At 71.0% G+C, this 23,165-nt stretch carries 22 protein-coding genes and 1 tRNA gene; 8 read left to right on the top strand and 15 right to left on the bottom strand.

Annotation, left to right across the window (positions count from 1 at the left end; genetic code table 11):
* Positions 1-6 precede the first annotated feature (6 nt).
* Positions 7-474: a response regulator gene (locus tag FB474_RS18040; RefSeq protein WP_185746255.1), complete on the bottom strand. Its 468-nt coding sequence runs from the start codon at positions 472-474 to the stop codon at positions 7-9.
* A gap of 129 nt (positions 475-603) precedes the next feature.
* Between FB474_RS18040 and FB474_RS18035 the strand changes: the two genes are divergently transcribed.
* Positions 604-1,287 carry a response regulator gene (locus FB474_RS18035; protein ID WP_185746254.1) on the top strand — a complete coding sequence of 228 codons (684 nt, stop codon included), beginning with the start codon at positions 604-606 and terminating at the stop codon, positions 1,285-1,287.
* Between the two features lie 265 nt (positions 1,288-1,552).
* Here the strand turns inward: FB474_RS18035 and FB474_RS18030 are convergent, their stop codons facing one another.
* Positions 1,553-2,008: a cupin domain-containing protein gene (locus tag FB474_RS18030; RefSeq protein WP_141790246.1), complete on the bottom strand. Its 456-nt coding sequence runs from the start codon at positions 2,006-2,008 to the stop codon at positions 1,553-1,555.
* 173 nt (positions 2,009-2,181) lie between these two features.
* Here FB474_RS18030 and FB474_RS18025 point away from each other — a divergent pair, with 173 nt between their 5' ends.
* A complete protein-coding gene (locus tag FB474_RS18025) occupies positions 2,182-2,886 on the top strand; it encodes a class I SAM-dependent methyltransferase (protein ID WP_221632668.1) in 705 nt (234 codons plus the stop codon).
* Positions 2,883-3,650: a crotonase/enoyl-CoA hydratase family protein gene (locus FB474_RS18020; protein ID WP_141790244.1), complete on the top strand. Its 768-nt coding sequence runs from the start codon at positions 2,883-2,885 to the stop codon at positions 3,648-3,650. Before FB474_RS18025 ends, FB474_RS18020 begins: the two co-directional genes overlap by 4 nt.
* A gap of 89 nt (positions 3,651-3,739) precedes the next feature.
* Here FB474_RS18020 and FB474_RS18015 read toward each other — a convergent pair whose 3' ends face one another.
* The 3 genes from FB474_RS18015 to cysK all read right to left on the bottom strand — a co-directional run bounded on the left by FB474_RS18015 (position 3,740) and on the right by cysK (position 7,205).
* Entirely contained in the window at positions 3,740-5,401 is a 1,662-nt protein-coding gene (locus FB474_RS18015; protein ID WP_246092599.1) for a phosphodiester glycosidase family protein, read from the bottom strand.
* A gap of 177 nt (positions 5,402-5,578) precedes the next feature.
* A complete protein-coding gene (gene epsC / locus FB474_RS18010) occupies positions 5,579-6,244 on the bottom strand; it encodes a serine O-acetyltransferase EpsC (protein WP_141790243.1) in 666 nt (221 codons plus the stop codon).
* A 34-nt stretch (positions 6,245-6,278) separates the two neighbouring features.
* Positions 6,279-7,205, bottom strand: coding sequence for a cysteine synthase A (gene cysK / locus FB474_RS18005; protein WP_141790242.1), 927 nt, complete (start codon positions 7,203-7,205; stop codon positions 6,279-6,281).
* A gap of 190 nt (positions 7,206-7,395) precedes the next feature.
* Here cysK and FB474_RS18000 point away from each other — a divergent pair, with 190 nt between their 5' ends.
* Entirely contained in the window at positions 7,396-9,684 is a 2,289-nt protein-coding gene (locus FB474_RS18000) for a (Fe-S)-binding protein (RefSeq protein ID WP_141790241.1), read from the top strand.
* Between the two features lie 82 nt (positions 9,685-9,766).
* Here the strand turns inward: FB474_RS18000 and FB474_RS17995 are convergent, their stop codons facing one another.
* From FB474_RS17995 to FB474_RS17980, 4 genes are read right to left on the bottom strand one after another with little or no spacing between them, the layout of a single operon-like run.
* Positions 9,767-10,699 (bottom strand): ABC transporter substrate-binding protein, encoded by a 933-nt coding sequence (locus tag FB474_RS17995; protein ID WP_141790240.1) that lies wholly within the window; start codon positions 10,697-10,699, stop codon positions 9,767-9,769.
* A 23-nt stretch (positions 10,700-10,722) separates the two neighbouring features.
* A complete protein-coding gene (locus tag FB474_RS17990; protein WP_141790239.1) occupies positions 10,723-11,475 on the bottom strand; it encodes an ABC transporter permease in 753 nt (250 codons plus the stop codon).
* Positions 11,475-12,119: an ABC transporter permease gene (locus FB474_RS17985; protein WP_141790238.1), complete on the bottom strand. Its 645-nt coding sequence runs from the start codon at positions 12,117-12,119 to the stop codon at positions 11,475-11,477. Before FB474_RS17985 ends, FB474_RS17990 begins: the two co-directional genes overlap by 1 nt.
* Positions 12,116-13,261, bottom strand: a complete 1,146-nt coding sequence (locus FB474_RS17980; RefSeq protein WP_141790237.1) for an ABC transporter ATP-binding protein — start codon at positions 13,259-13,261, stop codon at positions 12,116-12,118. The genes FB474_RS17985 and FB474_RS17980 overlap by 4 nt, the downstream gene beginning before the upstream one ends.
* Positions 13,262-13,309: 48 nt before the next feature.
* On the opposite strand from FB474_RS17980, the gene FB474_RS17975 reads away from it, so the two are divergent.
* On the top strand, positions 13,310-14,767 hold the full coding sequence (locus FB474_RS17975; protein ID WP_141790236.1) for an aromatic amino acid ammonia-lyase: 1,458 nt from the start codon (positions 13,310-13,312) through the stop codon (positions 14,765-14,767).
* A 42-nt stretch (positions 14,768-14,809) separates the two neighbouring features.
* Here the strand turns inward: FB474_RS17975 and FB474_RS17970 are convergent, their stop codons facing one another.
* Positions 14,810-15,478, bottom strand: coding sequence for an alpha/beta fold hydrolase (locus tag FB474_RS17970; protein WP_141790235.1), 669 nt, complete (start codon positions 15,476-15,478; stop codon positions 14,810-14,812).
* Positions 15,479-15,633: 155 nt separating this feature from the next.
* A complete protein-coding gene (gene dcd, locus FB474_RS17965) occupies positions 15,634-16,209 on the bottom strand; it encodes a dCTP deaminase (RefSeq protein ID WP_141790234.1) in 576 nt (191 codons plus the stop codon).
* A gap of 247 nt (positions 16,210-16,456) precedes the next feature.
* Between dcd and FB474_RS17960 the strand changes: the two genes are divergently transcribed.
* The gene (locus FB474_RS17960; RefSeq protein WP_141790233.1) at positions 16,457-17,662 is read left to right on the top strand and encodes an HNH endonuclease signature motif containing protein; all 1,206 of its coding nucleotides are present in this window, start codon (positions 16,457-16,459) and stop codon (positions 17,660-17,662) included.
* 432 nt (positions 17,663-18,094) lie between these two features.
* Here the strand turns inward: FB474_RS17960 and FB474_RS17955 are convergent, their stop codons facing one another.
* On the bottom strand, positions 18,095-18,559 hold the full coding sequence (locus FB474_RS17955) for a hypothetical protein (RefSeq protein ID WP_141790232.1): 465 nt from the start codon (positions 18,557-18,559) through the stop codon (positions 18,095-18,097).
* Positions 18,560-19,085: 526 nt separating this feature from the next.
* Here FB474_RS17955 and FB474_RS17950 point away from each other — a divergent pair.
* Positions 19,086-19,159: transfer RNA gene (locus FB474_RS17950), tRNA-Gly, on the top strand.
* A gap of 97 nt (positions 19,160-19,256) precedes the next feature.
* Here FB474_RS17950 and FB474_RS17945 read toward each other — a convergent pair.
* The 3 genes from FB474_RS17945 to FB474_RS17935 are packed head-to-tail and all read right to left on the bottom strand — an operon-like array spanning position 19,257 to position 22,202.
* A complete protein-coding gene (locus tag FB474_RS17945) occupies positions 19,257-20,387 on the bottom strand; it encodes a tyrosine-type recombinase/integrase (RefSeq protein WP_141790231.1) in 1,131 nt (376 codons plus the stop codon).
* Positions 20,387-20,662, bottom strand: coding sequence for a helix-turn-helix domain-containing protein (locus tag FB474_RS17940; protein WP_185746253.1), 276 nt, complete (start codon positions 20,660-20,662; stop codon positions 20,387-20,389). Before FB474_RS17940 ends, FB474_RS17945 begins: the two co-directional genes overlap by 1 nt.
* Positions 20,655-22,202 carry a replication initiator gene (locus FB474_RS17935; RefSeq protein ID WP_141790230.1) on the bottom strand — a complete coding sequence of 516 codons (1,548 nt, stop codon included), beginning with the start codon at positions 22,200-22,202 and terminating at the stop codon, positions 20,655-20,657. Before FB474_RS17935 ends, FB474_RS17940 begins: the two co-directional genes overlap by 8 nt.
* 266 nt (positions 22,203-22,468) lie before the next feature.
* Here FB474_RS17935 and FB474_RS17930 point away from each other — a divergent pair, with 266 nt between their 5' ends.
* Positions 22,469-22,789, top strand: coding sequence for a hypothetical protein (locus tag FB474_RS17930; RefSeq protein WP_141790229.1), 321 nt, complete (start codon positions 22,469-22,471; stop codon positions 22,787-22,789).
* Positions 22,790-23,165: the final 376 nt, after the last annotated feature.

Here is a 23,165-nt window from a genome sequence, read left to right as displayed (position 1 = left end):
CAGCCCTCACACCGCCGCCCGGGTCACTGCGTCGACCGCCTCGGCGCGGCGGGCGCCCAGCACCGCGCGCAGGGCACCCGCTCCGGTCGGGGTGGCCAGCACCACCTCGCCGTGGACACAGCGCGCCAACAGCTCCGGCAGGGCCTCCCCGATGCGGCCCTTGGCCAGGTATCCGACTGCCCCGGCCTCCACCATGGCCGCCACTGTGCTCACGCCGGTCTCGGCCGAGATGGCCACGACCACCGGCGCCCCGGGCAGGCTGGCGATCGCGGTGGCCGCAGCCGGACCGCCGCCCGGCATCCGCACGTCGATCAGGGCCAGGTCCAGCGGCAGCTCGGCGGCGAGGCGGGCAGCCTGCTCCCCGCTGGTGGCGGTGGCCGCCACCACGAAGCGGGCATCGGCCTCCACCGCCGTGACCAGCGCGGAGAGCATCTCCGGGTGGTCGTCGGCGATGAGGACACGGATGGTGGTCATCGACCTGCCTGACCTCGTCGGCACCTCGGACACGGCCATGGTGCGGCCACCCGCCGACGGCTCGGCGATGCCGGCGCCCCACGAGGCCTAGTGCAGTGATACTAGGGAGGACGCGGGGAGGTGAGCGGCGTGGACGAAGCCCTCGACACCGGGCACCACGACCACCTCGACGGCGTGCGCCCGATTCGCGTGCTGATCGTCGATGACCATGAGGTCGTCGCTGCCAGCCTGGCGCGCGTCCTCGATGAGGAGCCGGATCTCAGCACGGTCGGCCTGGCACAGACGCTGGCCCAGGCACGGGCGCGGGTGCAGACGTCATCGCCCGACGTGCTGATCCTGGATCGCCGACTGCCCGACGGCGATGGCGTGGCGGCGATCCCGGAGCTTCGCGCCCTGCGCCCCAGCATGAACGTGGTGGTCCTGACCGGCGCGAGCTCCGATGACGTGCTCGTCAGGGCGATCGAGGCCGGCGCCGCGGGGTTCCTGTCCAAGACGCGGAGCCTGGCCGAGGTGACCACCGCCGTCCGGGCCGCCGCGCAGGGCGAGGCCAGCATCTCCCCGGAGCTGCTGGCCCGGCTGCTGCCCAGGCTCACCCGCACGGGCGGGGCACAGCCGGCCCTGACCAGGCGCGAGGAGGAGGTGCTGTCCATGCTCGCGCAGGGCCTGTCCAACGCCTCGATCGCCGCCGAGCTCGACGTGAGCGTGAACACCGTGCGCAACCACGTCGCGAACCTGTCGGCCAAGCTGGGCGCACACAGCAAGCTGGAGGCCATGTCCATCGCCATCCAGCGCGGCCTGCTCTCCGGCCCCTGAAGCCGGCGCCGCGCGATACCGACGTCTCGCCCTGTCCCTGCCTGCCCGGTGAAGCCCAGGCCGCGGGCCCGTGGGCGGGTCAGGGCGGGTCCCCACCGCCACGAAGCCGGTGGGGACCGGGGCGTCCGTGCTGGACGCGCCCCCCTGCGCCAGAGACCGGCTGCTTCGGATCCGGCAGTCCGGGCCTTCTCATTCCGAAGGTACGCCGGTACCCCACCCGCGAACCACTCCGTGGACCGCTGGATCAGGCAGGCACGCAGGCTGGTCAGTCGGGACGGTATGGCTCGGTGGCGTAGCGACTCATGAGGGCCAGGACCTCAGCCGGGTCGAGCTGACCGTCCGGACCCGGGAGCAGTGCGGCGACCTCCCGGAAGTACCCGAGGTAGCGCTCCGGCGTCACCGTGCACAGGAAGCTGGCCGGGGTCCGGCTGTCGGCGTTGGCGAACGAGTGCGGCACGCCGATCGGCGCGGTGACCAGGGACCCGGGCGGGGCCAGAAGCTCCTCGCGGCCGCTGGTGAACCGCACCGTGCCGGTCAGGATGAAGAAGCTCTCGTCATGCTGGCGGTGGATGTGCTGCGGCGGGCCGGTCCACCCCGCGGCGATGGAGCACTGCACCACGCCCCACCGTCCCTCGACTGCGCTGCCGTCCGCGAGAACCCGGAACTCGGCGCCGGCGACACTCCATCGTTCGCCCCCTGCGCGACAGACGCTGACCGACATGACCCCCTCCACTCCGCCCGGCCCGCGAGGCCAGGCACAGCCTGAGCCTCGTCCTCGCCGGTGTCCGCGGTCCTCACCCTCGCGGCATGAACGGCACGTCGCGTGCGTGTCCGACGGCGCGGAACCGCAGCCGCGCGCTTGCACGGTCCCGAGCGAGCCGGTTGCATGGCGACGTGCAGGCACAGGCCCGTGAGGGCTACCGCGGGACCGGACCCGGGGACATCACGCCGGACGGCTGCGCCGTCCAGCTGTACGCCAGGCTGCCTGTCGGGAACGAGCCGGACGTCATCGCCGCGGCAGTCCCTTCGCAGGCCCGGCTGCTGGAGCTGGGCTCGGGGGCAGGCCGGATGACCCACGCGCTGCTCGAGCGCGGCTTCGAGGTCACGGCGGTCGACGAGTCCCCCGCGATGCTGGAACGCATCCACGGTGCCCGCACCGTCGCCAGCTCCATCGAGACGCTCGACCTGGCCGATCGCTTCGACGTCGTGCTGCTCGCGTCGTTCCTGGTCCATGCCGGCGACCCGCGGGTCCGGCAGGGCCTGCTGGAGACCTGCCGGCGGCACGTCGTGGACGACGGCTGCGTGCTGGTGCAGCGCGAGGGCGCGGACTGGCACGACCAGGTCCCACGCGAGACGCGGCACGGCGACGGCGTGGTCCGGGTTCTGTCGTCCCACGACGTCGGCGACGGCGTGCGGTCGGTGGAGGTCGAGTACGTCTTCCCCGACGCCCGGTGGACCCACACCTTCCGGTCCCGGCCGCTGAGCACCGAGGCGTTCGAGCAGGCGCTGCAGGACGCGGGGCTCGTCGTCGACCGTTACCTCACCCCGGATCACACCTGGGTGCAGGCGCGACCGGCTGTCCCTGAGGAGGACACGTGAGCATCAGGGTCACCCGCGACGGTGCCGTGACCACGGTCGTCCTCGACCGGCCCGAGGTGCGCAACGCGGTCGACGCCGAGCACGCCGAGGAGCTGGCGGCCGTGTTCCAGGAGTTCGACGCCGACCCGGGTCAGTCGGTGGCCGTGCTCACCGGCGCAGGCGGCACGTTCTGCTCGGGGGCGGACCTCAAGGCCGTCGCCGGGGGCGCGCCGCTGCCCGCCGCGCCGGGGGACGGACCGGGCGGGATGGGGCCGACCCGGCTGACCCTGTCCAAGCCGGTGGTCGCGGCCGTCGAGGGGCACGCGGTGGCCGGAGGCCTCGAGCTCGCGCTGTGGTGCGACCTGCGCGTCGCCGACCCCGGTGCGGTGTTCGGCGTCTACTGCCGGCGCTGGGGCGTGCCCCTCATCGACGGCGGCACCGTCCGCCTCCCCCGGCTGGTCGGGCAGAGCCACGCGCTGGACCTGATCCTCACCGGCCGCAGCGTCGATGCCGCGGAGGCCCTGCGGATGGGGCTGGTCAACCGGGTGGCGCCGGCCGGTCAGGCGCTGGCCGCGGCACAGCAGTTGGCCCGTGAGCTGGCGGCGCTTCCGCAGACCTGCCTGCGGCACGACCGGCTCTCCACCCTGGAGCAGCACGGCATGGACCTGGAGGAGGCGATCGCCAACGAGTGGCGGCACGGCCAGTTCGCCCTCACCGAGGAGACCCTGGCGGGAGCCCGCCGGTTCGCCGGCGGCGCCGGGCGGCACGGCGCCCCCGCCGGCTGAGCCATTCCCGCCCCTGAGGTCGACGAAACCCACACCTCCCTGGCGGGAAGTTGGGTTTCGTGGAGTCAGAGGAGGTGTGTCACCGGTCCTCAGCGGCGGGTGGGGAGCACCAGCAGCGCGTCGCCCACCGGCCGCTCGCCCGTCGCATCCGAGGGGTGGTTGACCACCTGACCGCCCACCGCCATGGTCGTCGAGCCGCCACCGTCGAGGTTGATCGCATCAACCAGGCCCAGCGAGCGCGCCACGTCAGCCGCCTCCGGGATGCTCAGCCCCAGGTCGTCCGTGCTGCGCCCGTCGACCGTGACGATCACCGTGCGCCCGTGGGCATCCACGCCGGCGAAGGTGCGCGGGTTCCGCTTGACGACCCAGCCGTAGGCGAAGCTCGGGTCGCCCGGGTGCACCATCCCGTCGCGCTGCTGGGTGATGCGCTCCTGCCCACCCTGCATCAGCTGGGGGCCGCCGTTGACGATGGTGGTCCCCCGGTCGGTTGCCCGGACGTGCCCGTCACCACCGACGAGTCCGGCAGTGACGTCGAGACGGTCCCCGACGTGGACGCCCGCCAGCGCCTCCGCCGATGTGCCCGTGGCCTGCACCGTGGTGAGTCCCGGGGCGAGCGCGGTGCCCCGCTCCGCGGTCACGGACCGCACGACGTGGTGGGCGTCGACAACGGCCTCCCGCCCGGGCCCTGAGGGGGTCCGGGTCCCGAACTGCGAGGTGAAGGCGACGAGCTCGCTCTCGTCGGTGCACGTGACGTCATGCAGCGGCAGCGCGGTCGGGCTGTCGGTGGCGTCCCCACCACAGTTGCGGATGAGGCCGGGGACCCGGTTCACGCCGTCCAGGCGTCCCACGGCTCGCCCGTTGACCGAGACCTTGCCCTGCCAGGTCAGGCGCTCGACACCGGTACGGCTGCCGTCGTTGTGCAGGACCAGCGCAGGGCGCCCGTTCGTGGGCTCGGAGAGGAGCTGCCCGCGGTAGACGCCCACCCCGGCCGGGTCGCCAGGCGCGCCGGCCGTGGGGTCCAGCACGAAGAAGCCGGCGTTCACCCCGACCGTGGCCCCCGCGTCACGGCTGAGCTCCGAGGTGGTCTCCCGGTCATGCAGGTCCGGTCCGTATGACGCGCCCAGGGTGCCGTGGAAGGCCCTCGGATCGAGGGTGACGACCTTGAGATGCCAGGGCCCACGATCCGTGGGTTTGCCGTCCCACCCCGTGTAGACCGACGAGGCGTGCTCCCCCGCCGCCGCGAGCCGGGCGTTGGCAGCGTCAGCCTCGGCCTTGGTGGGATAGCTGCCGAGCCTGACCCGGTAGCCCAGCGTCCCGGCGGGCACGTCCGCCGCCTGCGGTTGGGCCACACGCTCGACCCGCGCGGGGAATCCCTTGGCCGCCAGTCGGTCGGCTTGCGCCCGGGCGCTGGCCTCGTCGGAGATCGACCGGGGTGGCGCGTCGGGGTCGGGCGAGCTCGAGGAGGCGGGGATGAGTGCCTCCAGGGTCCACACCAGGTGGGCGTCCGCGCCGCCTCTGCTGATCTCGGTCAGGGTCACCCCGGGCTGCAGGACCCGCGTGGACCGCGCTTCCGGCAGGTCGGGCGCTCCCAGGTCCAGCCGACCTGACCGCACGGGGTCGACGGACGAGCCGACCGCGGCCGGCCGGGGCTGCGCGGTCGCAGGCGCGAGCCGCCCCCCGAGGACGCCGCCACCGGCGAGGAGCGTGAGGGCGAGGGCACCGACCATGACGCGGCTGGGGGAAGTACTCATGGCGCGGACCGTAGGAGCGCCAGGCAGACGCACGGCAGTCCCCGGGTGACCGCGGGATGAACGCGAGTCCCGCACCTGCGCCGAGGTCGACGAAACCCACACCCCCCGGGTCGGGAGGTGTGGGTTTCGTCGACCTCGCGGAGAGCGCGAGGACAGGAGGGGTGGGGTGGGGTCGGCTCAGATCCAGAGTGCCGGGTCGGCGAAGAGCGCCTCACGCGGGTCCTGGCCCGGCTCGGGGAAGCGCACGGTCGCGGGCACCCCGGTGGCGACACCGCCCGTGGGCACGTCCTTGACCACGACCGAGTTGGCGCCGATCTGCACGTCGTCCCCGATCACGACCGGCCCGAGGACGCGGGCCCCGGCGCCGATGGTGACCCGGTCGCCCACGGTGGGGTGGCGCTTGACCTTCTGCAGGGAGCGGCCCCCGAGGGTGACCCCGTGGTAGAGCATCACGTCGTCGCCGACCTCGGCGGTCTCCCCGATGACCACGCCCATTCCGTGGTCGATGAAGAACCGGCGGCCGATGCGGGCCCCGGGGTGGATCTCCACACCCGTCACCGCGCGGCTGACCTGGGACAGCAGGCGGGCCGGCAGCCGCCAGCCGGGCCGCTGCCACAGGCGGTGCGAGACGCGGTGGACCCAGATGGCGTGCAGGCCCGGCGAGGCGAGGGCCATCTCCAGCCGGGTGTCGACCGCGGGGTCGCGTGCCACGGCGGTGTCGAGGTCCTCGCGCACGGAGCCCCACGCCGAGCGCAGCGTGGCGAGGGCCGACCGGCCGCGCGCGTTAGGGGGGATCGCTGCGCGGCCGGTCGGCGGAGCCTCAGTCAAGCGCAAGACAGCCATCTCGCTCAGGCTTTCGTGAAGATTTCAACGACCGTCAGTCCAGCAGGTCGGAGAAGAGGATGGTGGACAGGTAGCGCTCACCGAAGCTGGGGATGATCACGACGATCGTCTTGCCGTCGTTCTCCGGGCGGGCCGCCACCTTCGCGGCCGCGGCGAGGGCGGCACCGGAGGAGATGCCGACGAGCAGCCCCTCCTCCTTGGCGGCCCGGCGGGCCCACTCCACCGCGGTCTCGGCGTTGATGTCGATGACCTCGTCGTAGATCGAGGTGTCGAGGATCTCCGGCACGAAGTTGGCGCCGAGACCCTGGATCTTGTGCGGACCGGGCTGGCCGCCGTTGAGGATCGGCGACTCCTCCGGCTCGACCGCGATCATCTGCACCCCCGGCTTGCGGGACTTGAGCACCTGGCCGACGCCGGTGATGGTGCCGCCGGTGCCGATGCCGGAGACGACGATGTCGACCTGGCCGTCGGTGTCCTTCCAGATCTCCTCGGCCGTGGTGCGGCGGTGGATCTCGGGGTTGGCCTCGTTGGCGAACTGGCGGGCCAGGATGCCGCCGCGCTCCGCGGCGATCTGCTCGGCGCGGGTGACCGCCCCCTTCATGCCCTCCGAGCCCGGGGTGAGCACGAGCTCGGCGCCGTAGGCGCGCAGGAGCGCGCGGCGCTCCTTGGACATGGTCTCGGGCATGGTGAGCACGACGTTGTACCCGCGGGCGGCACCGACCATCGCGAGCGCGATACCGGTGTTGCCACTGGTGGCCTCGACGATTGTGCCTCCCGGCTTGAGCTCCCCGGAGCGCTCGGCGGCGTCGATGATCGAGACGCCGATGCGGTCCTTGACGCTGCTGGCGGGGTTGTAGAACTCGAGCTTGGCCGCGACCGTCGCCCCGGACTGGATCAGCCTGTTGATCCGGACCAGCGGGGTGTTGCCGATGAGGGACGTGACGTCGTCATGGATGGGCACGGGAGGACCGCCTTCAGGTCGAGGGTCAACAGTCTTCAGGTCTCACTCGGCGACAACAAACGGCGCCTTATGGATGTTCCAACGAATTGTTATGACGTTGCAAGTCCGGTGACCACCCCTCGGGCGACTCTGGTCACAACGGACCATCAGGTAGCGACGCCGGGGTTACTCGTCCGTAAACTCCGTCGCTATGTCAGCCCTGCAGATCGCCGCCCTCGTCATCTGCCTTGCGGTCACAGTCGTCGCGGTGGCGCTGTTCGCCAAGGCCATCGGCCGGTTCACCGCGGTGTTCCGGCTCGGCCAGCCCGACCCGACCCGCACCGACGACAAGGGCGCCCGCACGGCGACCCTGTTCCGGGAGTTCCTCGGCCACACCCGCATGTCGCGCCTGCCGGTCGTGGCCGCGGCGCACTGGTTCGTCATGGTCTCCTTCGGGCTGCTGTTCTTCACCCTGGTCACCGCCTACGGCCAGCTCTTCGACCAGACCTTCGCCCTGCCGCTGATCGGCCACCTCGCGCCGTTCGAGTGGCTCACCGAGGTCATCGGCTGGCTCTCCTTCGCCGGGATCCTGGCCCTCATCGCGATCCGGCAGAAGAACCACCCCCGCACCCAGGCCCGCAAGAGCCGCTTCTTCGGCTCCACCTTCTGGCAGGCCTACTTCGTCGAGCTGGTCATCCTCGGCGTCGTCATCTGCGTGCTGACCCTGCGCGGCCTGGAGTACGCCCTCGGCCAGGCCGACGGCGAGGCCACCGCGACCACGCTGCACTACCCGCTCACCTTCTTCATCGGCAACGCCTTCACCGGTATGACGGTCGGCGGGCTCGAGGCTGCGATCGTCACCGTCGCTGCGGTCAAGATCCTCATCTCGATGGTCTGGATGATCACCATCTCGCTGCAGCCGACCATGGGTGTGGCGTGGCACCGGTTCCTGGCCTTCTTCAACATCTGGTTCAAGCGCCACGCCGACGGGCGCACGTCCCTCGGTGCGCTGCAGCCGCTGAAGGTCAAGGGCGAGACGGTCGACTTCGAGAACATCGAGGAGCTCGACGAGGACGCGGCGCTCGGCGTCGGCAAGGTCGAGGACTTCACCTGGAAGGGCCTGCTGGACTTCACCACCTGCACCGAGTGCGGCCGCTGCCAGAGCCAGTGCCCGGCGTGGAACACCGAGAAGCCGCTCTCGCCCAAGATGCTGGTCATGACGATGCGCGAGCACGCCTACGCCAAGGCGCCGTGGCTGCAGGCCGCCGAGGGGGACCGTGAGGGCCTGGCCGAGGAGACCAAGGCGGCCGCCGAGGTCGCGCTGGTCGGCGACACCGGCTACGACATCACCAGCCCGCTGACCGCCTACAACCCGCACGGCCCCGACGCCGTGATCGACCAGGACGTGCTGTGGTCCTGCACCACCTGCGGCGCCTGCGTCGAGCAGTGCCCGGTCGACATCGAGCACGTCGACTCCATCGTCGACATGCGCCGCTACCAGGTGCTCATCGAGTCGGCCTTCCCCTCCGAGCTCGGCGGCCTGTTCAAGAACCTCGAGAACAAGCAGAACCCGTGGGGCATGAGCGCCCGCGCCCGCCTCGACTGGGCCAAGGACCTCCCCTTCGAGGTCAAGATCGCCGGGCAGGACGTCGAGGACCTGGCCGAGGTCGACTACCTGTTCTGGGTCGGCTGCGCCGGCGCCTACGAGGACCGCGCCAAGAAGACCACCCGCGCCGTGGCCGAGCTGCTGCACACCGCCGGCGTCTCCTTCGCCGTCCTCGGCGACGGCGAGACCTGCACCGGCGACCCGGCCCGCCGCGCCGGCAACGAGTTCCTCTTCCAGATGCTGGCCCAGGCCAACGTCGAGGTCCTCAACGAGGTCGGCGCGAAGAAGATCGTGGTCACCTGCGCCCACTGCTTCAACACCATCAAGAACGAGTACCCGCAGGTCGGTGGGCAGTACGAGGTCGTCCACCACACCCAGCTGCTCAACCGCCTCGTGCGCGAGAAGAAGCTGGTGCCGGTGTCCCGTCCGGCCGAGGCCGACACGGCCAACGTCGCCTCCACCGCCGAGTCGGTCACCTACCACGACCCGTGCTACCTCGGCCGCCACAACGGCGTCTACTCCCCGCCGCGCGAGCTCATCGGCGCCCTGCCGGGCGTGGAGCTGCGCGAGATGCCCCGCAACCAGGAGAAGTCCTTCTGCTGCGGCGCCGGCGGTGCCCGCATGTGGATGGAGGAGAAGCTCGGCACGCGGATCAACACCAACCGCACGACGGAGGCCCTGGACACCGGTGCCGACCGGATCGCCGTGGGCTGCCCGTTCTGCCGGGTCATGCTCTCCGACGGGCTGACCAGCAAGCAGTCCGAGGGCGAGGCCCGCGAGGAGGTCGAGGTCGTCGACGTGGCGCAGATGCTCCTCGCCGCCGTCCGTCGTGGCGGTGAGCCCGAGGCCGCCACGGCGACCGCCCCCGAGCCGGAGCCGGCGCCGACCGCCTGAGCCAGCCGGCCTACGCGAACGACGGAGGCCGCCCCCACCGGCTGGTGGGGGCGGCCTCGTGCGTTGCCGGGGTGCCGGGCGGTCAGCCCAGGGAGTTCTTGGAGAGGAACTCCTTGGCGACGACCGCGGCGTCCTTCTTGTCGACCACGACCTCCTTGACGAGCTCGCCGAGGGTGGCCGTGTCGAGCTTGGCCGAGACCGCGTTGAGCGCCGAGCTGATCGTGTCGGTGACCTTGGCCTTGGTGATCAGCGGGACGACGTTCTGCGCGGCGAACAGGTGCTTGGGGTCGTCGAGGATGACGAAGCTGTTGGCCGCGATGGACGGGTCGGTGGTGAACAGGTCGGCCGCGTCGACCTGGCCGTTCTTCAGCGCGTTGACGGTCAGCGGGCCGCCGGTGTCGAGGGCGCGGAAGGACTTGAAGTCCAGGTTGTAGAGCTTCTTCAGGCCGGGCACGCCGGTGGGGCGGGTCTTCCACTCCGGCGGGCCGCCGAGGGTGAGGTCCTTGGCGTGCGCCTGCAGGTCGGCGATGGACTTGAGGTGGTACTTGTTCGCCGTGTCCTTGGTGACGACGACCGCGTCCTTGTCCTCGGCGGCGGACTTGGCGAGCACCGTGAGGGTGGAGGGCAGCGCGGCCTTGAGCTCGTTGTAGACCCCGTCGGCGTCGGTCGCCTTGGCGTTCTTGTTGAAGTACTGCGACAGGACGCCGGTGTACTCAGGGATGAGGTCGATAGCACCCTGCTGGAGGGCGGGGATGTAGACCTCGCGGCTGCCGATGTTGAGCTTCTTGGCGACCTTGAGCCCCTTGGCCTCGAGGGCGCCGGCGTAGATCTCGGCGAGGAGCTGGTTCTCGGGGAAGTTCGCGGAGCCGACGACGATGCTGCCGCTGGCCGAGGCGGAGCTGCCGCCGGCGGCGGTGTTGGTCGACAGCGGGTTGCTGGAGGTGCCCCCACACGCCGCGACGGAGAGCATCGCTGCCGAGGCTGTCAGGGCGAGGACGATCTTCGGGCGCTTCATCGGTGTCTCTTTCTGGTTGGGGCCTACGCGGCCTCGTGCACAGCAGGATCGATGACGGTGCTGCGGCTGTCATCATCCGCAGCCGGAGTGTTACGGAACCGTCCGCTGAGGCCGGGCGACACGGCATACCGCTGGCCGAGGGCGAAGAGGAGGTCGACCGCGAGCGCGAGCAGTGCCACGAGGATCGCCCCCGAGGCGACCTTGCCGTAGTTCTGGACCGACAGCCCGTCGATGAGGAGGCGCCCCAGGCCGCCGAGGCTGACCGTGGCGGCGATCGTGGCGGTGGCGATGACCTGGAGCGCGGCCGATCGCAGCCCCGAGAAGATCAGCGGCAGGGCGCAGGGCACCTCGACCTTGCGCAGCACCTCCCAGCCGGTCATCCCCATGCCCCGGGCGGCGTCGCGCGCGGCGGGGTCGACCTCGCCGACACCGGCATAGGTGCCGGACAGGATCGGCGGGACCGCCAGGATGATCAGCACGATCAGGCTCGGGATCAGGAAGGCGTTGTCGCCCTTGAGCCGGGGCGCGAGGAGCAGGGTCACGACGAAGAGCAGGCCCAGCGTGGGGATCGCCCGGAAGGCACCGACGACGTTGACGATGAACAGCTTCCCCTTGCCGGTGTGCCCGATGTAGAGGCCCAGCGGGATGGCGATGACGGCGGCGACGACCATCGTCTCGGCGAAGTACTGCAGGTGCTCGACGGTGCGCTGCGGCACGCCGTCCTCGCCCTGCCAGTTGGCCGGGTCGGTCAGCCACATCCAGATGCTGTTGAACATCACGCCCCCTGCCGCGCACGGACCCACGGCGTGAGCAGCCGCGTGATGCCGACGATGACCAGGTCGAAGGCCAGCGCGAGCAGGACGCAGGCGATGAGGCCGACGATGATCGGGTCGTAGAAGAAGCGCTGGTAGCCGTCGAGGAAGAGCATTCCGAGCTGGCTGACGCCGATCACCGCGGCGACGCTGACGATGCTGACGTTGCTGACGGCTGCGACCCGCAGGCCCGCCGAGATCACCGGCACGGCCAGGGGCAGCTCGACGGAGAAGAAGCGCCGGACCCGGCTGAAGCCCATCGCCGTGGCCGCCTGGGTGACGTCCTCGGGCACGGCGCCCAGTCCGTCGGCGACCGTGCGCACGAGCAGCGCGAGGGTGTAGATCGTCAGCGCGATGATGACGTTCCTGGGCTCGAGGATGTTGCCACCGATGATCACCGGCATCAGGACGAACAACGACAGCGACGGGATCGTGTAGAGCAGCCCGGTGCCGATGATGAGCGGCGGGTAGAGGACGCGGAACCGCCGGGCGAGCCAGCCCAGCGGCAGGGCGAGGACCAGCCCGATGACCAGCGGCACGCCCGCGAGGTAGATGTGCGCCTTGGTCAGGTCCAGCACCTCTCCGAGGTGGTCGTGCAGCCAGGTCACGACCGGAGCTCGCCTTCCCCGTCCGCTCCGACCGGTATGGCGGGCTCCGCCGCCGGGCGCTCAGTCTCCTCGATCGCGGTGAGCACCTCGTGCGCCCGCACCGTGCCGATCAGCGCCCCGTCGTCGTCGATGAGGACCCCGCGGCGGCTCGGCGAGGACAGTGCGGCGTCGAGTGCGTGGCGCAGCGGGCCGTGGGCCCGGGCGAGCGTCCCGCCGCGGTGCAGCATCGCGGAGCTGACGGGCCCGGACAGGTGCTGCGGCTCGACCCACCCCAGCGGGTGGTGGTCGTCGTCGGTGACCAGCAGCCAGCCGTCGCTGGTGGCGGCGCGGGCCTCCTCGGGGGTCGCGCCGATGCCGATGGTGGGCTCCTGCCGGACCGGCAGCGGCGGCGACTGCTGGAAGCTCAGCGCACGGTAGCCGCGGTCCCGGCCCACGAAGTCGGCCACGAAGTCGTCGACCGGGTGGGCGAGCAGCCGCGCGGGTTCGGCGATCTGGGCGAGGTGCCCACCGACGCGGAGGACGGCGACCTGGTCACCGAGCTTGATCGCCTCGTCGATGTCGTGGGTGACGAAGACGATCGTCTTGCCGAGCTCCTGCTGCAGCCGCAGGAACTCGTCCTGGAGCTGCTCGCGCACGATCGGGTCGACCGCGCTGAACGGCTCGTCCATGAGCATCACGGGCGGGTCGGCGGCGAGCGCCCGGGCGACGCCGACGCGTTGCTGCTGGCCGCCGGAGAGCTGGGAGGGGTAGCGCTTGGCGAAGCTCGCCGGCAGGCCCACGCGATCCATCAGCTCGAGGGCGGTGCTGCGTGCCTTGCGCCGGTCCCAGCCCAGCAGCAGCGGCACCGTGGCGACGTTGTCGACGATGGTGCGGTGGGGGAACAGGCCGGCGTGCTGGATGACGTAGCCGATGCCCCGGCGCAGCTGGGCCTGGTCCATCGACGTCGTGTCCTGGTCGTCGATCCAGATGCGCCCCGAGGTGGGCTCGATCATCCGGTTGATCATGCGCAGGGACGTCGTCTTGCCACAGCCGGACGGACCGACGAGCACGGTGATCTGACCCGTCGGCGCCTCGAAGCTCAGGTCGTCGACGGCCACGGTGCCGTCGGGGTACTTCTTGGAGACTCCGTCGAAGCGGATCATGGCGATCAACCTAACCGACAACGGGCCTACGAACGCAGGGACAGGACCATGACAGCCACCAGCACCGACACGGTCGTGCTCGACGGTACCCGCCTCGACCTCGATGCCATGAGACATGTCTCAGCCGGCGGTCGGCTCGAGGTGGCCGGGGACGGGCTGCAGGTCGTGGCGAAGACGGCGTCCCTGGCCGACCGGCTCGCCAGCGAGCGACCGCTCTACGGGAGGACCACGGGTGTCGGGGCCAACCGCGACCAGCCGGTCGAGGGCGAGCCCGAGGCGCACGGGGTGGCGATCCTGCGTTCCCACGCCGCCGGGTGGGGCGCGCCCCTGCCGGCGCCGATCGTGCGGGCAGCGCTGGGGATCCGGGCGAACCAGCTGCTGACCGGCGGCTCCGGCGTCGAGCCGGCCCTGCCGCTGGCCCTGGCGGAGATGGCCTGCGGCCCGGAGGAGGACCTGCCGGTGGTGCACCGCTACGGCGCCCTGGGCACCAGCGACCTGACCGCCCTGGCGGAGGTCGGCCTGACCCTGCTGGGCGAACGCCCCCGGGCCGGTGGCCACCGCCACCGCAGCCTGGCCGTGCGCTCCATTGACGCCCTGCCGCTGATGTCGAGCCACGCGTTCACGCTGGCCGAGGCAGCGCTGGGCTGCCATGCGCTGCAACGGATCTCCCGGGCGGCGCTGACGGTCAGCGCACTGACGTGGGTCGCGCTCAACGGCAACCTCGAGGCCGTCGGGCCGGCGGTGCGGACGGTGACCCCGTTCCCCGGCGCGGCCGAGGTGGCCCGGGTGATGAGCGACCTGCTGGAGCCGCAGCACCTCGAGCCGCGGCACATCCAGGACTTCTTCGGACTGCGCACGTGGCCCCAGGTGCACGGTCCGCTGATCGACAGCCTCGACTCGCTGCGGCGGGTCATCGAGTCCTCGGTCAACACCGCCTCGGAGAACCCCGTCTTCCTGGCCGCGGACGGACTGGCGGCGCACCACGGGGCCTTCCACGCGGCATACGTCGCGCTCGGGCTGGACACGGCACTGCTGGCGCTGACCCGCTCGGCCAAGGCCGGCCAGTCCCGGATCAGCCACCTGCTCACCGACCCGGCCGCGTGGCTGCCGCGGTTCCTGGCCGACCCCACCACCGGGGCGTCCGGCCTGCTCATCGCGGAGTATGCCGCGGGGTCGGCCCTCGCGGTGATCCGCGGGCAGGCGTCCACGCCGGCGAGCGTCCAGACGATCAGCGTCTCCGCGGGGGTGGAGGACGACGCGAGCTTCTCGACGACCGCTGCGGTCCGGATGGGTGCGGTGGTCGACGCCTACCGGCACCTGGTGGCGGTGGAGCTGGTCTGCGCGGTGCGGGCGCTGCGGATGCGCGGGATCGAGCCGGGTGGACGGCTCGCCGAGGCGCTCGAGGCCTGCCGGCCGCTGCCCACGGACCTGGCCGACCGCGACCTGGCGCCCGACTTCGCGCTCGCCGAGGAGCTGCTGGAGGCCCTGGCTCCGTTGGCGGACTGAGCCGGGGGCTGCTGAACCGTGGGCGTGCTGGGCCGCCGGGGGTCAGGACGCGGCGTCCTTGCGGGTGTCGACGATGGCCGAGGGCGCGGCCCCGACCAGGCTGCTGCAGGTGAAGTCGGCGGCGAGGTCGTGCCACGCGGAGGCGTTGCGCAGCATGGCGTGCCGCTCGCCGAGGCGGTGCACGAGCGTGACGTCGACACCCTCGGCCTTGATCCGGTTGGCGAAGTTGGCGGTCGCCCGGTGGGAGGTCATGCGGTCGGCGGTCCCGTGGACGAGGAGGACCTGGCGGCCGCCGAGCTGCTCGGAAGGGTCACCCTGCTCGAGCCACGGGGCGAGCCCGACCACCGTCGTGACACTGTCGTGCCCGGCGGCATAGATGGCGCTGCGGCCACCCATGGAGTGGCCGACGAGGGCGACGGGCAGGTCACCGAGCCGCGCCCGGACCTCGTCGAGGGCCCACTCGGTGTCGGCCACCGGGGCGAGGGCGGGGGCGTTCCAGCCCCGCACGGCATACCGCAGGCGCGCGACCGCGATCCGACCGTCGCCGACCTCGGCGATCCGCCGGGCGAAGGGGACCATGCGCAGCGCGGCGAGGTTCCACGGGTGCACGGGGCGGCCGCTGCGCTGCTGGCCCCCGTGCAGCACGAGCGCGACGGCCTGTGGGTCGTCGCCGGCGAAGTCGACGGTCAGCGTCGGTGTGCGTGGAGCCACGTCTGGTCAAACCTCCGGTCCGGGCCGGATGTTCCGGCACGTTCATGGTGAGGTTCGGAGCCGCGGCGAGGCGGGATGTTCGGCCTGTGAATCCCCTGTGGATCCGGACCGGTGAGAGCTCGCCGCGGGCTCAGCTGCGCGCGGCTGGACCGACCTCAGACGTCGGTGCGGTGGAAGTTCTGGAACGACCGGCTGGCGGTGGGGCCGCGCTGGCCCTGGTAGCGGGAGCCGTAGGCCTGGGTGCCGTAGGGCTTCTCCGCGGGGCTGGTCAGCCGGAAGAAGCACATCTGGCCGATCTTCATGCCCGGCCACAGCTTGATCGGCAGGGTCGCGACGTTGGACAGCTCCAGCGTGACGTGGCCGGTGAATCCGGGGTCGATGAAGCCGGCCGTGGAGTGGGTGAGCAGGCCCAGGCGGCCCAGCGAGGACTTGCCCTCCAGCCGCGCCGCGATGTCGTCGGGCAGCGTGACCTGCTCGTAGGTCGAGCCGAGGACGAACTCCCCCGGGTGCAGGATGAACGGCTCGCCGTCCTCGACCTCCACGAGCCGGGTGAGGTCCGGCTGGTCCGTGGCGGGGTCGATGAAGGGGTACTTGTGGTTGTCGAACAACCGGAAGAACTTGTCCAGGCGCACGTCGATGCTCGAGGGCTGGATCATGGCCGCGTCGTAGGGGTCGAGCACGACCCGTCCGTCGTCGACCTGGGCCCGGATGTCACGGTCGGAGAGCAGCACGCGCCACACGCTAGCGCCTCCGGTCCGCCCCGGTATGCCGTGTGCGCAGGTCGGGTGCCGGACGCCGCCGGAGCTGCGGCTCGTGGAGCTCTCTTCCCGCGTCTTGGGACCCGCGAAGGTGTGGCGCGGCCGTCACTGAGGGTGACGGCATACGTCACCCCTGTGGTCGCGAATTTCTTTTTCTGGCAACGGTTTTCGGGCTCGTTTGAGCGGCTGGACTGTCAGTGGTGGCGGCTAGGTTCAGGTCATGGAGGGGACCACTGCAACCGAGTGCCGCGAGGCCGTGCGCGCCGCAGCTGCGCACCTTGCGCATCTGCGGGCGGTGCTCTTCCAGGTGCCTTGCGCGGAGCTCGCGGCGCTGGCGGGCGAGCTCGACGAGCTGGCCCGCCAGAGCGATGCGACGGCGGTGGCCATGGTTGTTGAGGTCGACACCCGGGGCGTGGTCGCGCAGTCGACCGCGGCCAACACCCCGGACTGGCTGATGACCCACATGCGAGGCCTGGCCCCGGGTGAGGCGACCCGGCTCGCGCGCGTGGCAACCGCATGCCGCGACCCGCGCAACCGGCGCCTCGCGGAGGCGGTGCTGGACGGTCGGGTCGGCACCCGCAACGCGGCGGTGGCGCTGACCGAGATCGACAAGCTGCGGCCGCGGCTGGCGGCCGGCGCCGAGGAGCAGGTGGTGGGGTGGTTCACCCAGGTGGCGGCCGACGGGTTCCCGAAGCACCTGCGCGAGCTGCGCAGCCGGATCCTGGCGATGCACGGGCACGAGGACGCGTTCCAGCGTGAGGAGGACCTGCTCAAGCGAGGGTGCTCCCTGAGCAAGGCGGTGCACGACGACGGGATGAGCGACTACCACCTGCGCCTCGACCCCGAGGCTGCCGCGGTGCTCGACGCGGCGATCGACCCCTTGTCGGCGCCCCAGCCCTCCGACGAGGGCGGTCCCGACCTGCGCTCGCCCGGGCAACGGTGGGCGGAGGCCCTCCTCGAGGTCTGCCGGCGGGCCGCTGCGGCCGGTGGCGACGCACCCACGACGACGAAGTCCCAGGTCATCGTGACCATGGACCTCGACTCGCTGCGGGCGGGGCTGGGCCACAGGACCACGCTGACGGGCGAGCTGCTGGCGCCGGAGACCGTCCGCAAGCTGGCGTGCGACGCCTCGGTGGTCCCGATGGTCCTCGGGGGTGACGGCGGGGTCCTCGACGTGGGCCGACTGCGGCGCCTCGTGACCCCGCGACTGCTGGCGGCGCTGTGGGTGAGGGATGCCGGGTGCACCTTCCCCGGATGCACCCGGCCCGCTCCATGGTGCCACGCGCACCACGTGCGTCACTGGGTCAACGGCGGTCCCACGGACCTGGCCAACCTCGCCCTCCTCTGCGCCCGGCACCACACCGTGGTGCACCAACGGGGGCTGACCGCGACCGTGTCTTCCGCCGGCGTCGCCTGGCACACCTAGCGGCCCCGCCCTGCGACCCGGCCGTGGCCGCCGGGTCGCCGCGGCGTGCCTGGTCCACGACGTCGACGTCTTCTATCGACGGGCTTGGTCCCGCCCGATGCGCCTGAGGTGGGGCGCCACCGTGGGGTTGCCGCCGAGTTGATGGGGCGGGCGAGCGAATCGAGATAGGCGCTGGTCAGGTGTCGAGGACGGGTGCTGGGCAAGTTGTGTTGGCCCGCGGGGCGCGGTCGGTACTGCAGCCGAGGACGGCGAGCCAGCGCAGCCCGTAGGCGGAAGCAGAGGCCGCCGAGGAGCGGGGGTGAGCGCGGGCGGAGCCGGCGATCTTCACGTGAAGTAGGAAAGGAACTCGTTGGACGAAGTGGGGCGCAGCGCAGTCGGCGCGGCACCCCAGGCAGAGGGGCAACCGCGCCGACTGGTTTCAGGACTGGCTGGCTACTCGAACCGGCAGAAGATCTGAGACCTGTAGGGCTGGAAGGCTGTGAGCACGCCCGAGGTGACGTAGTGCGTGGGGTACCCGTAGTTGACGCGCGTCACGTGTTGGAGGCGGTAGTACTTCCGCACACCTCTGTCGTGAGCAACCCACTGCTTGCCGTGGTTGTTGCCGAATACCGGCGAACTGCAGCTCACGTCGGTGGAGTTTGAGGCGGTGATGTCGACCTTGATCTCCGCAGACACGTCATATTTGGTCATGCCGAGAGCCGTGCCGACCGTCGTGCTAAGGCTCTCGCCGTGTGTGATGGTGCATGAGCCCCCCGGGGAGGTGCTGCAAGCTCCGATACGGCGGTCCAGATCGATGGCATTGGAGTAGCTGCTGACTTCAACGGCCTGGTAGTAGTCGAGGTGTCCACCCGGAATGACCTGGCCGGCATGAGCCTCGCCTGCCGTAGAGATGCTCATCAAGATGGGTGAAACCAAGGCCAGTGCGCCGAATCCCGCCCGGCTTATGGCCCGCACTCGTCCAATAGATCTACGCATATCCCCTCCTCATCCCTTTGGGGGATCCCCCCCGGCGGACAGCAAGTTAGACTCCGGAGGGCGGGGTCGAGGATGTGCATGTGGATTTGCGTAAACCTGCAATGAGCATATTCGAGAAATATCCTGATAAGGCGGGCTGGGAACACACACTTGCTCCCGTGCTCACCTCACCAGCGCGGTACGGACACCATCGCGTTGGTTCGTCGTGAGCAATGGGGGAGCAGTCGCTACGAGACGTTCGCCCTTCTCCTCGGTGATGAGCCCTGGCCACTGGGCATTCTTCGAGGGGCTGCCCTTGGTGCACCCGGACGCCTCAGTGCCGGGGGCTGGTGAGGATGCTGCGGTCGATTGCTGGGCGGGGCGCGGCCCGTGCGTCGGTGGCGGGCGGGCCGTCCGGCTGGGCTAGACTGCGTCGCGCGCCGGGACCGAGTGCTGGTCGGTGGCGCATGCGGGTGTAGTTCAATGGCAGAACATCAGCTTCCCAAGCTGACAGTGCGGGTTCGATTCCCGTCACCCGCTCCACAGCAAAAGCCCAGGTCAGAGGCGTTTCGCCCACGACCTGGGCTTTTCTCATACCCGTCCTTGGCCGCCGCCGGGCCACACACGGGCCACAGCGCCGTCATGCCGAGTCCTCAGTCGAGGCCCCGAAGTGCAGGGTCAGGCGGGCGTTGATGGCGTCGGCGATCGCGGCGTCAGCCTCGGCCGAGGCGTGCTGGTAGATCAGCGCGGCGGCGGGGCTGTCGTGGCCCATCCGGGTCATCAGGTCCTTCAGGCTCGCGCCGGTCGCGGCGGCGAGCATGTTGCCGGTGTGCCGCAGGTCGTGCAGGTGCAGGCCGGGAACGCCGACCGCATCCACGGCAGCGCGCCAGTCGACCGACTTGTTGAAGTTGGACCGACGCAGGGGCTGGCCGTTGAGCCCGGCGAAGACCAGCGCGAGCGGCCCCTCGGCGGTGTACTTGCCCAGGTGCGTGACGAGGGCCGGCACGATCAGCTCGGGGATCGCGACGCTGCGGTTGCCCGCCCGGGACTTGGTTGGCCCTGACTCGATCGCCCCGTTGCGGCGCTCCAGCAGCTGCCGCCGGACGCGCACGCGACGGGTGACAAGGTCGAGGTCCGCCCGGGTCAACGCGGTGATCTCGCCCCACCGGAGCGAGGCGAAGGTCTTGAGCAGGATGAACGCCTGCCACCGCTCCGGGACGAGGGCGACGAGCTGGAAGACCTGCGGCAGCGTCAGCACTGGGCGTTCGACGCTCTTCTGCTGCCCGGCGCCCTTGATCCGGCAGGGATTGGCCGCGATCAACCGGTCCTCATCGACCGCGGTCGTCAGGATGGCCCGCAGCAGCCGGTAGGCCTTGGCGACCGAACCCTCGGAGACGCCCTGGGCGAGCAGGTTGGAGCGCCACTCGCGGATCAGGGGCGTGTCCAGCTTGGCCAGCGGCACCCGACCGAGCGTCGGGGCGATGTGCCGCCCGAGGATCCAGCGGTAGAGCTCGACCGTGCGGGGCCGCAGGCCGGCTCGGTGGGTGATCCAGTCGGCGGCGTAGACCTCGAGCATGACCTTTCCCCGCAGAGGGTCGACCCAGTCGCCGTTGATCATCCGGGTCTCCAGCAGCGTCAGGTAGCGCTCGGCCTCTGACTTGCGGGCGAAGGTCTCCGGCGCCGACCGCAGGAGCCCGTCAGGCCCGCGGTACCGGACCTGCCACCGCCCGGAGTCGCGCTGCCGGACGCTGCCGAAGTGACGGCGACCCATCAGGCGATCCGCCGAGCCGAGCGCCAGACGTCGTTGATCGTCAGCGGCTCGACGCGGCTCTCCTCGATCCACTCGTCCAGGTCGGCGATCTTGAACCGCACCGAGCGTCCGACCTTGATGAACGCGACGCGACGTTCAGCCGCTGCACGTCGCATGAACCGCGGCGACATGTTGAGGTACTGCGCCGCCTCGTCCAAGGTGAGCAACCCCGGCCCCGGGACCGTCTCATTGTTCTTGCCGGGTGTCACCACCTCGGCCTTGCGCCGATCAGACATGAGTGCTCCTCGAAATGGTCTCGACACCCCGAGGGCGTCGACTGTTCTCAGCTGCGTGGCGGCGGGCGGCCGCCTGTTCTCTTCTGTGCTCGCGGGTCCACACCGCGGCGGCGGTAGCCAGGGCGGCGTCGCCGTCGGTCAGCCAGCCCATGCCGACGTACTCCCACTGGCCGACGACGAGGGTGGTCTCCTCCTCCGCCTCGGCCGAGGTGTCCTGGCCGGTGAGGTCGAGGACGCGCTGGGCGTGCTCCTTGTTGGACTTGGCGATCTGGAACCGGCGCCGTTCGCTGCGGATAGCGGCCCGGGTGGTGGAGTAGCGGCGGGACTTGGTCGCGAAGTGCCCGGGGAAGCCGAGCATGTGCTCCCACTTGCCCAAGGTCTCGTAGGGGCGGCGGCCCTTGTTGTCGGTCGGCCAGTCCCGCAACGTCGTCGACGTCTCGCACGCGTAGGCGAGCCGGGCGACGGTGGCCTTGATCCGGGAGACGTGGGCGGTGTCTCGGGTGGTCGGGGAGATGTCGTCGGCGGACTTGGAGGCGTACTTGGCGATGTACCCCGCGACCTGCTCGGGGCTGAGCTGCTGGGTGTCCAGGCCTTCGCGGGCGGTGCGGGAGACCGGGCGGGCGTCGACCTGCTGCCCGAAGCCGAGGACCCGGGTGGTGTCGTCGTCACCGGCCGGGGCGGCGGTGTAGGTGGCGGCCGCGGCGGCGGAGCGGAAGGCCTCGGCCAGCACCCGCGCGCTGACCTGCACCGGGGGTGGGGGGAACGGGCCCGCGTCCTTGGGCCCGTCGATCCTCAGGAGGGCGTGGAAGTGGATGATGCCGCGCAGCTGGTACTCGGCGACCTTGGCGAACTGGATCGAGAGGACGTCATCCAGCCGCGTGGCGGGGATGCCCAGGCGGCGGGCGAGATGACGGCCCAGGGCGGTCCGCAGCCGGTGCCACAGCTCGGAAGCGTGGTACTGCCAGACCACGTGCGAGTCGTAGTCGTAGCACCCCTCGCACAGCGGCTGCCCGGCCTCGGGGTCGTCCGGGGCGTGGGTGGCCGAGCACCACATCGGTCGGCCGTGCGGGCACAGGGCCTTGGTTCTCCTCGGGCGGCAGCGGGTCGAGCCGACCGTGCCGGGCTTCTTCGCCGAATGCACCAACCCGAACGAGGGGGCGGTGACCGTGGCGAAGACCATCGGGTGCTCACTCACCGACGAAGGCACACCCTTGTCCCCTCCCGCGGCGCCGGCCCGGATCAGGTGCCACGTATCCGAGGCGTACTCCCGCGCACAGGCCACGCAGACCGACTCGCGGCGGTTACCGCACCGGATGAACGCAACCCCGGACTCCTCCCAGTCCGAGGCGTACGTCGTCCTGACCTCCCCAGTCCTGGTGTCCACCGCCAGGGTGCGGCCGCGCAGCCGGACCGGCTTGGAGCAGTGCCCGGTCCGCGCCGCCTGGTCCGCCCACTCGTGGCGGTCCTTGGAGACCATCCGGGCCACGACCTGCGCCTCCACCCGGGGAGACAGGTTGGGCAGCACCAGCTCGGGATCCACGCCTGCTCACCCCACCTCGGTCGAGACCGCTTGTCCGGTTTGCCCGACCAGTAAGCCACACCCCACCGACGCAGGCAGGAACGTGAACAGGGTTGAAAGGAGGGGGTTTTCGCGAACAACCAGCACCAGTTACAACCAGTTGCGACGTAATGAGAAACAACCAGCACTAGATGCACCCGGTTGCACTGCTGCACCCGGCTGCGAACCTTTACCAAAGCATTACCTTTCGCCTGCACGGGCGGGGGCGCGGTGGCCACACTGGCCCAGTGACACTCACCGAGCGCCGGGAGCGGGCCAGACTCCTGATGCAGGAGTTCATGGCCGCCGAGTACCCGCCACGCTTGAAGGCCGAGGAGGACATCGCCGGGGTTGACTTCATGCTCACCGACGACTCCCTCGGCAGTTGCGTCTACGTGTGGCTCAGCGGAACCGGCGAACTCGACGACTGGCGACGCGGCGTCGTGCAGAGGTGCCTGGAGGACCTCTACCGGCTCCTCCCCGAACTCACCGAGCAGGAATTGCCCTATGTGAATCGGCTCATTGCCATGGGGCAACTAGCGCTCGGGCGGCCCGCGGCAGCGATCTAGGGCGCGTCAACGGTGTGGGCCACACCCGCGCGGAATCGTCGGCCCGCAACCGAACATTGCCAGGCACGCAGGAACGGGAGGATCTGGCCCGCGCATCCGACGGCCATCGCAGCGCCGCCGACTCGAAGAAGACCCACGCCCCCACCGGAAGCGATGAGCAGAATGATCCCCGCGAGCACGAGCGCTCCGCAGGGAACGCTCGTCACGTAGCCAGCGATCAGGAGCCTTGCACCTTCCGGACCGTACTTGCTGAGTAACCGTTGGTAGGTGGCGTTCGGGGTGGCCGCCTGCCGTCGCGCGACATATCCGACCCATGCCTTCTCATGAGGCAGCAGGCGATGCGAGGGCACCGAACCAGCGCGGTGGGGATTGGCAT

It is taken from the genome of Oryzihumus leptocrescens (assembly GCF_006716205.1).
GTDB classification, from domain to species: Bacteria; Actinomycetota; Actinomycetes; order Actinomycetales; family Dermatophilaceae; genus Oryzihumus; species Oryzihumus leptocrescens.
Note: the sequence above shows the minus strand (reverse complement) of the source record. Positions and strands in the feature narration are given on the sequence as shown.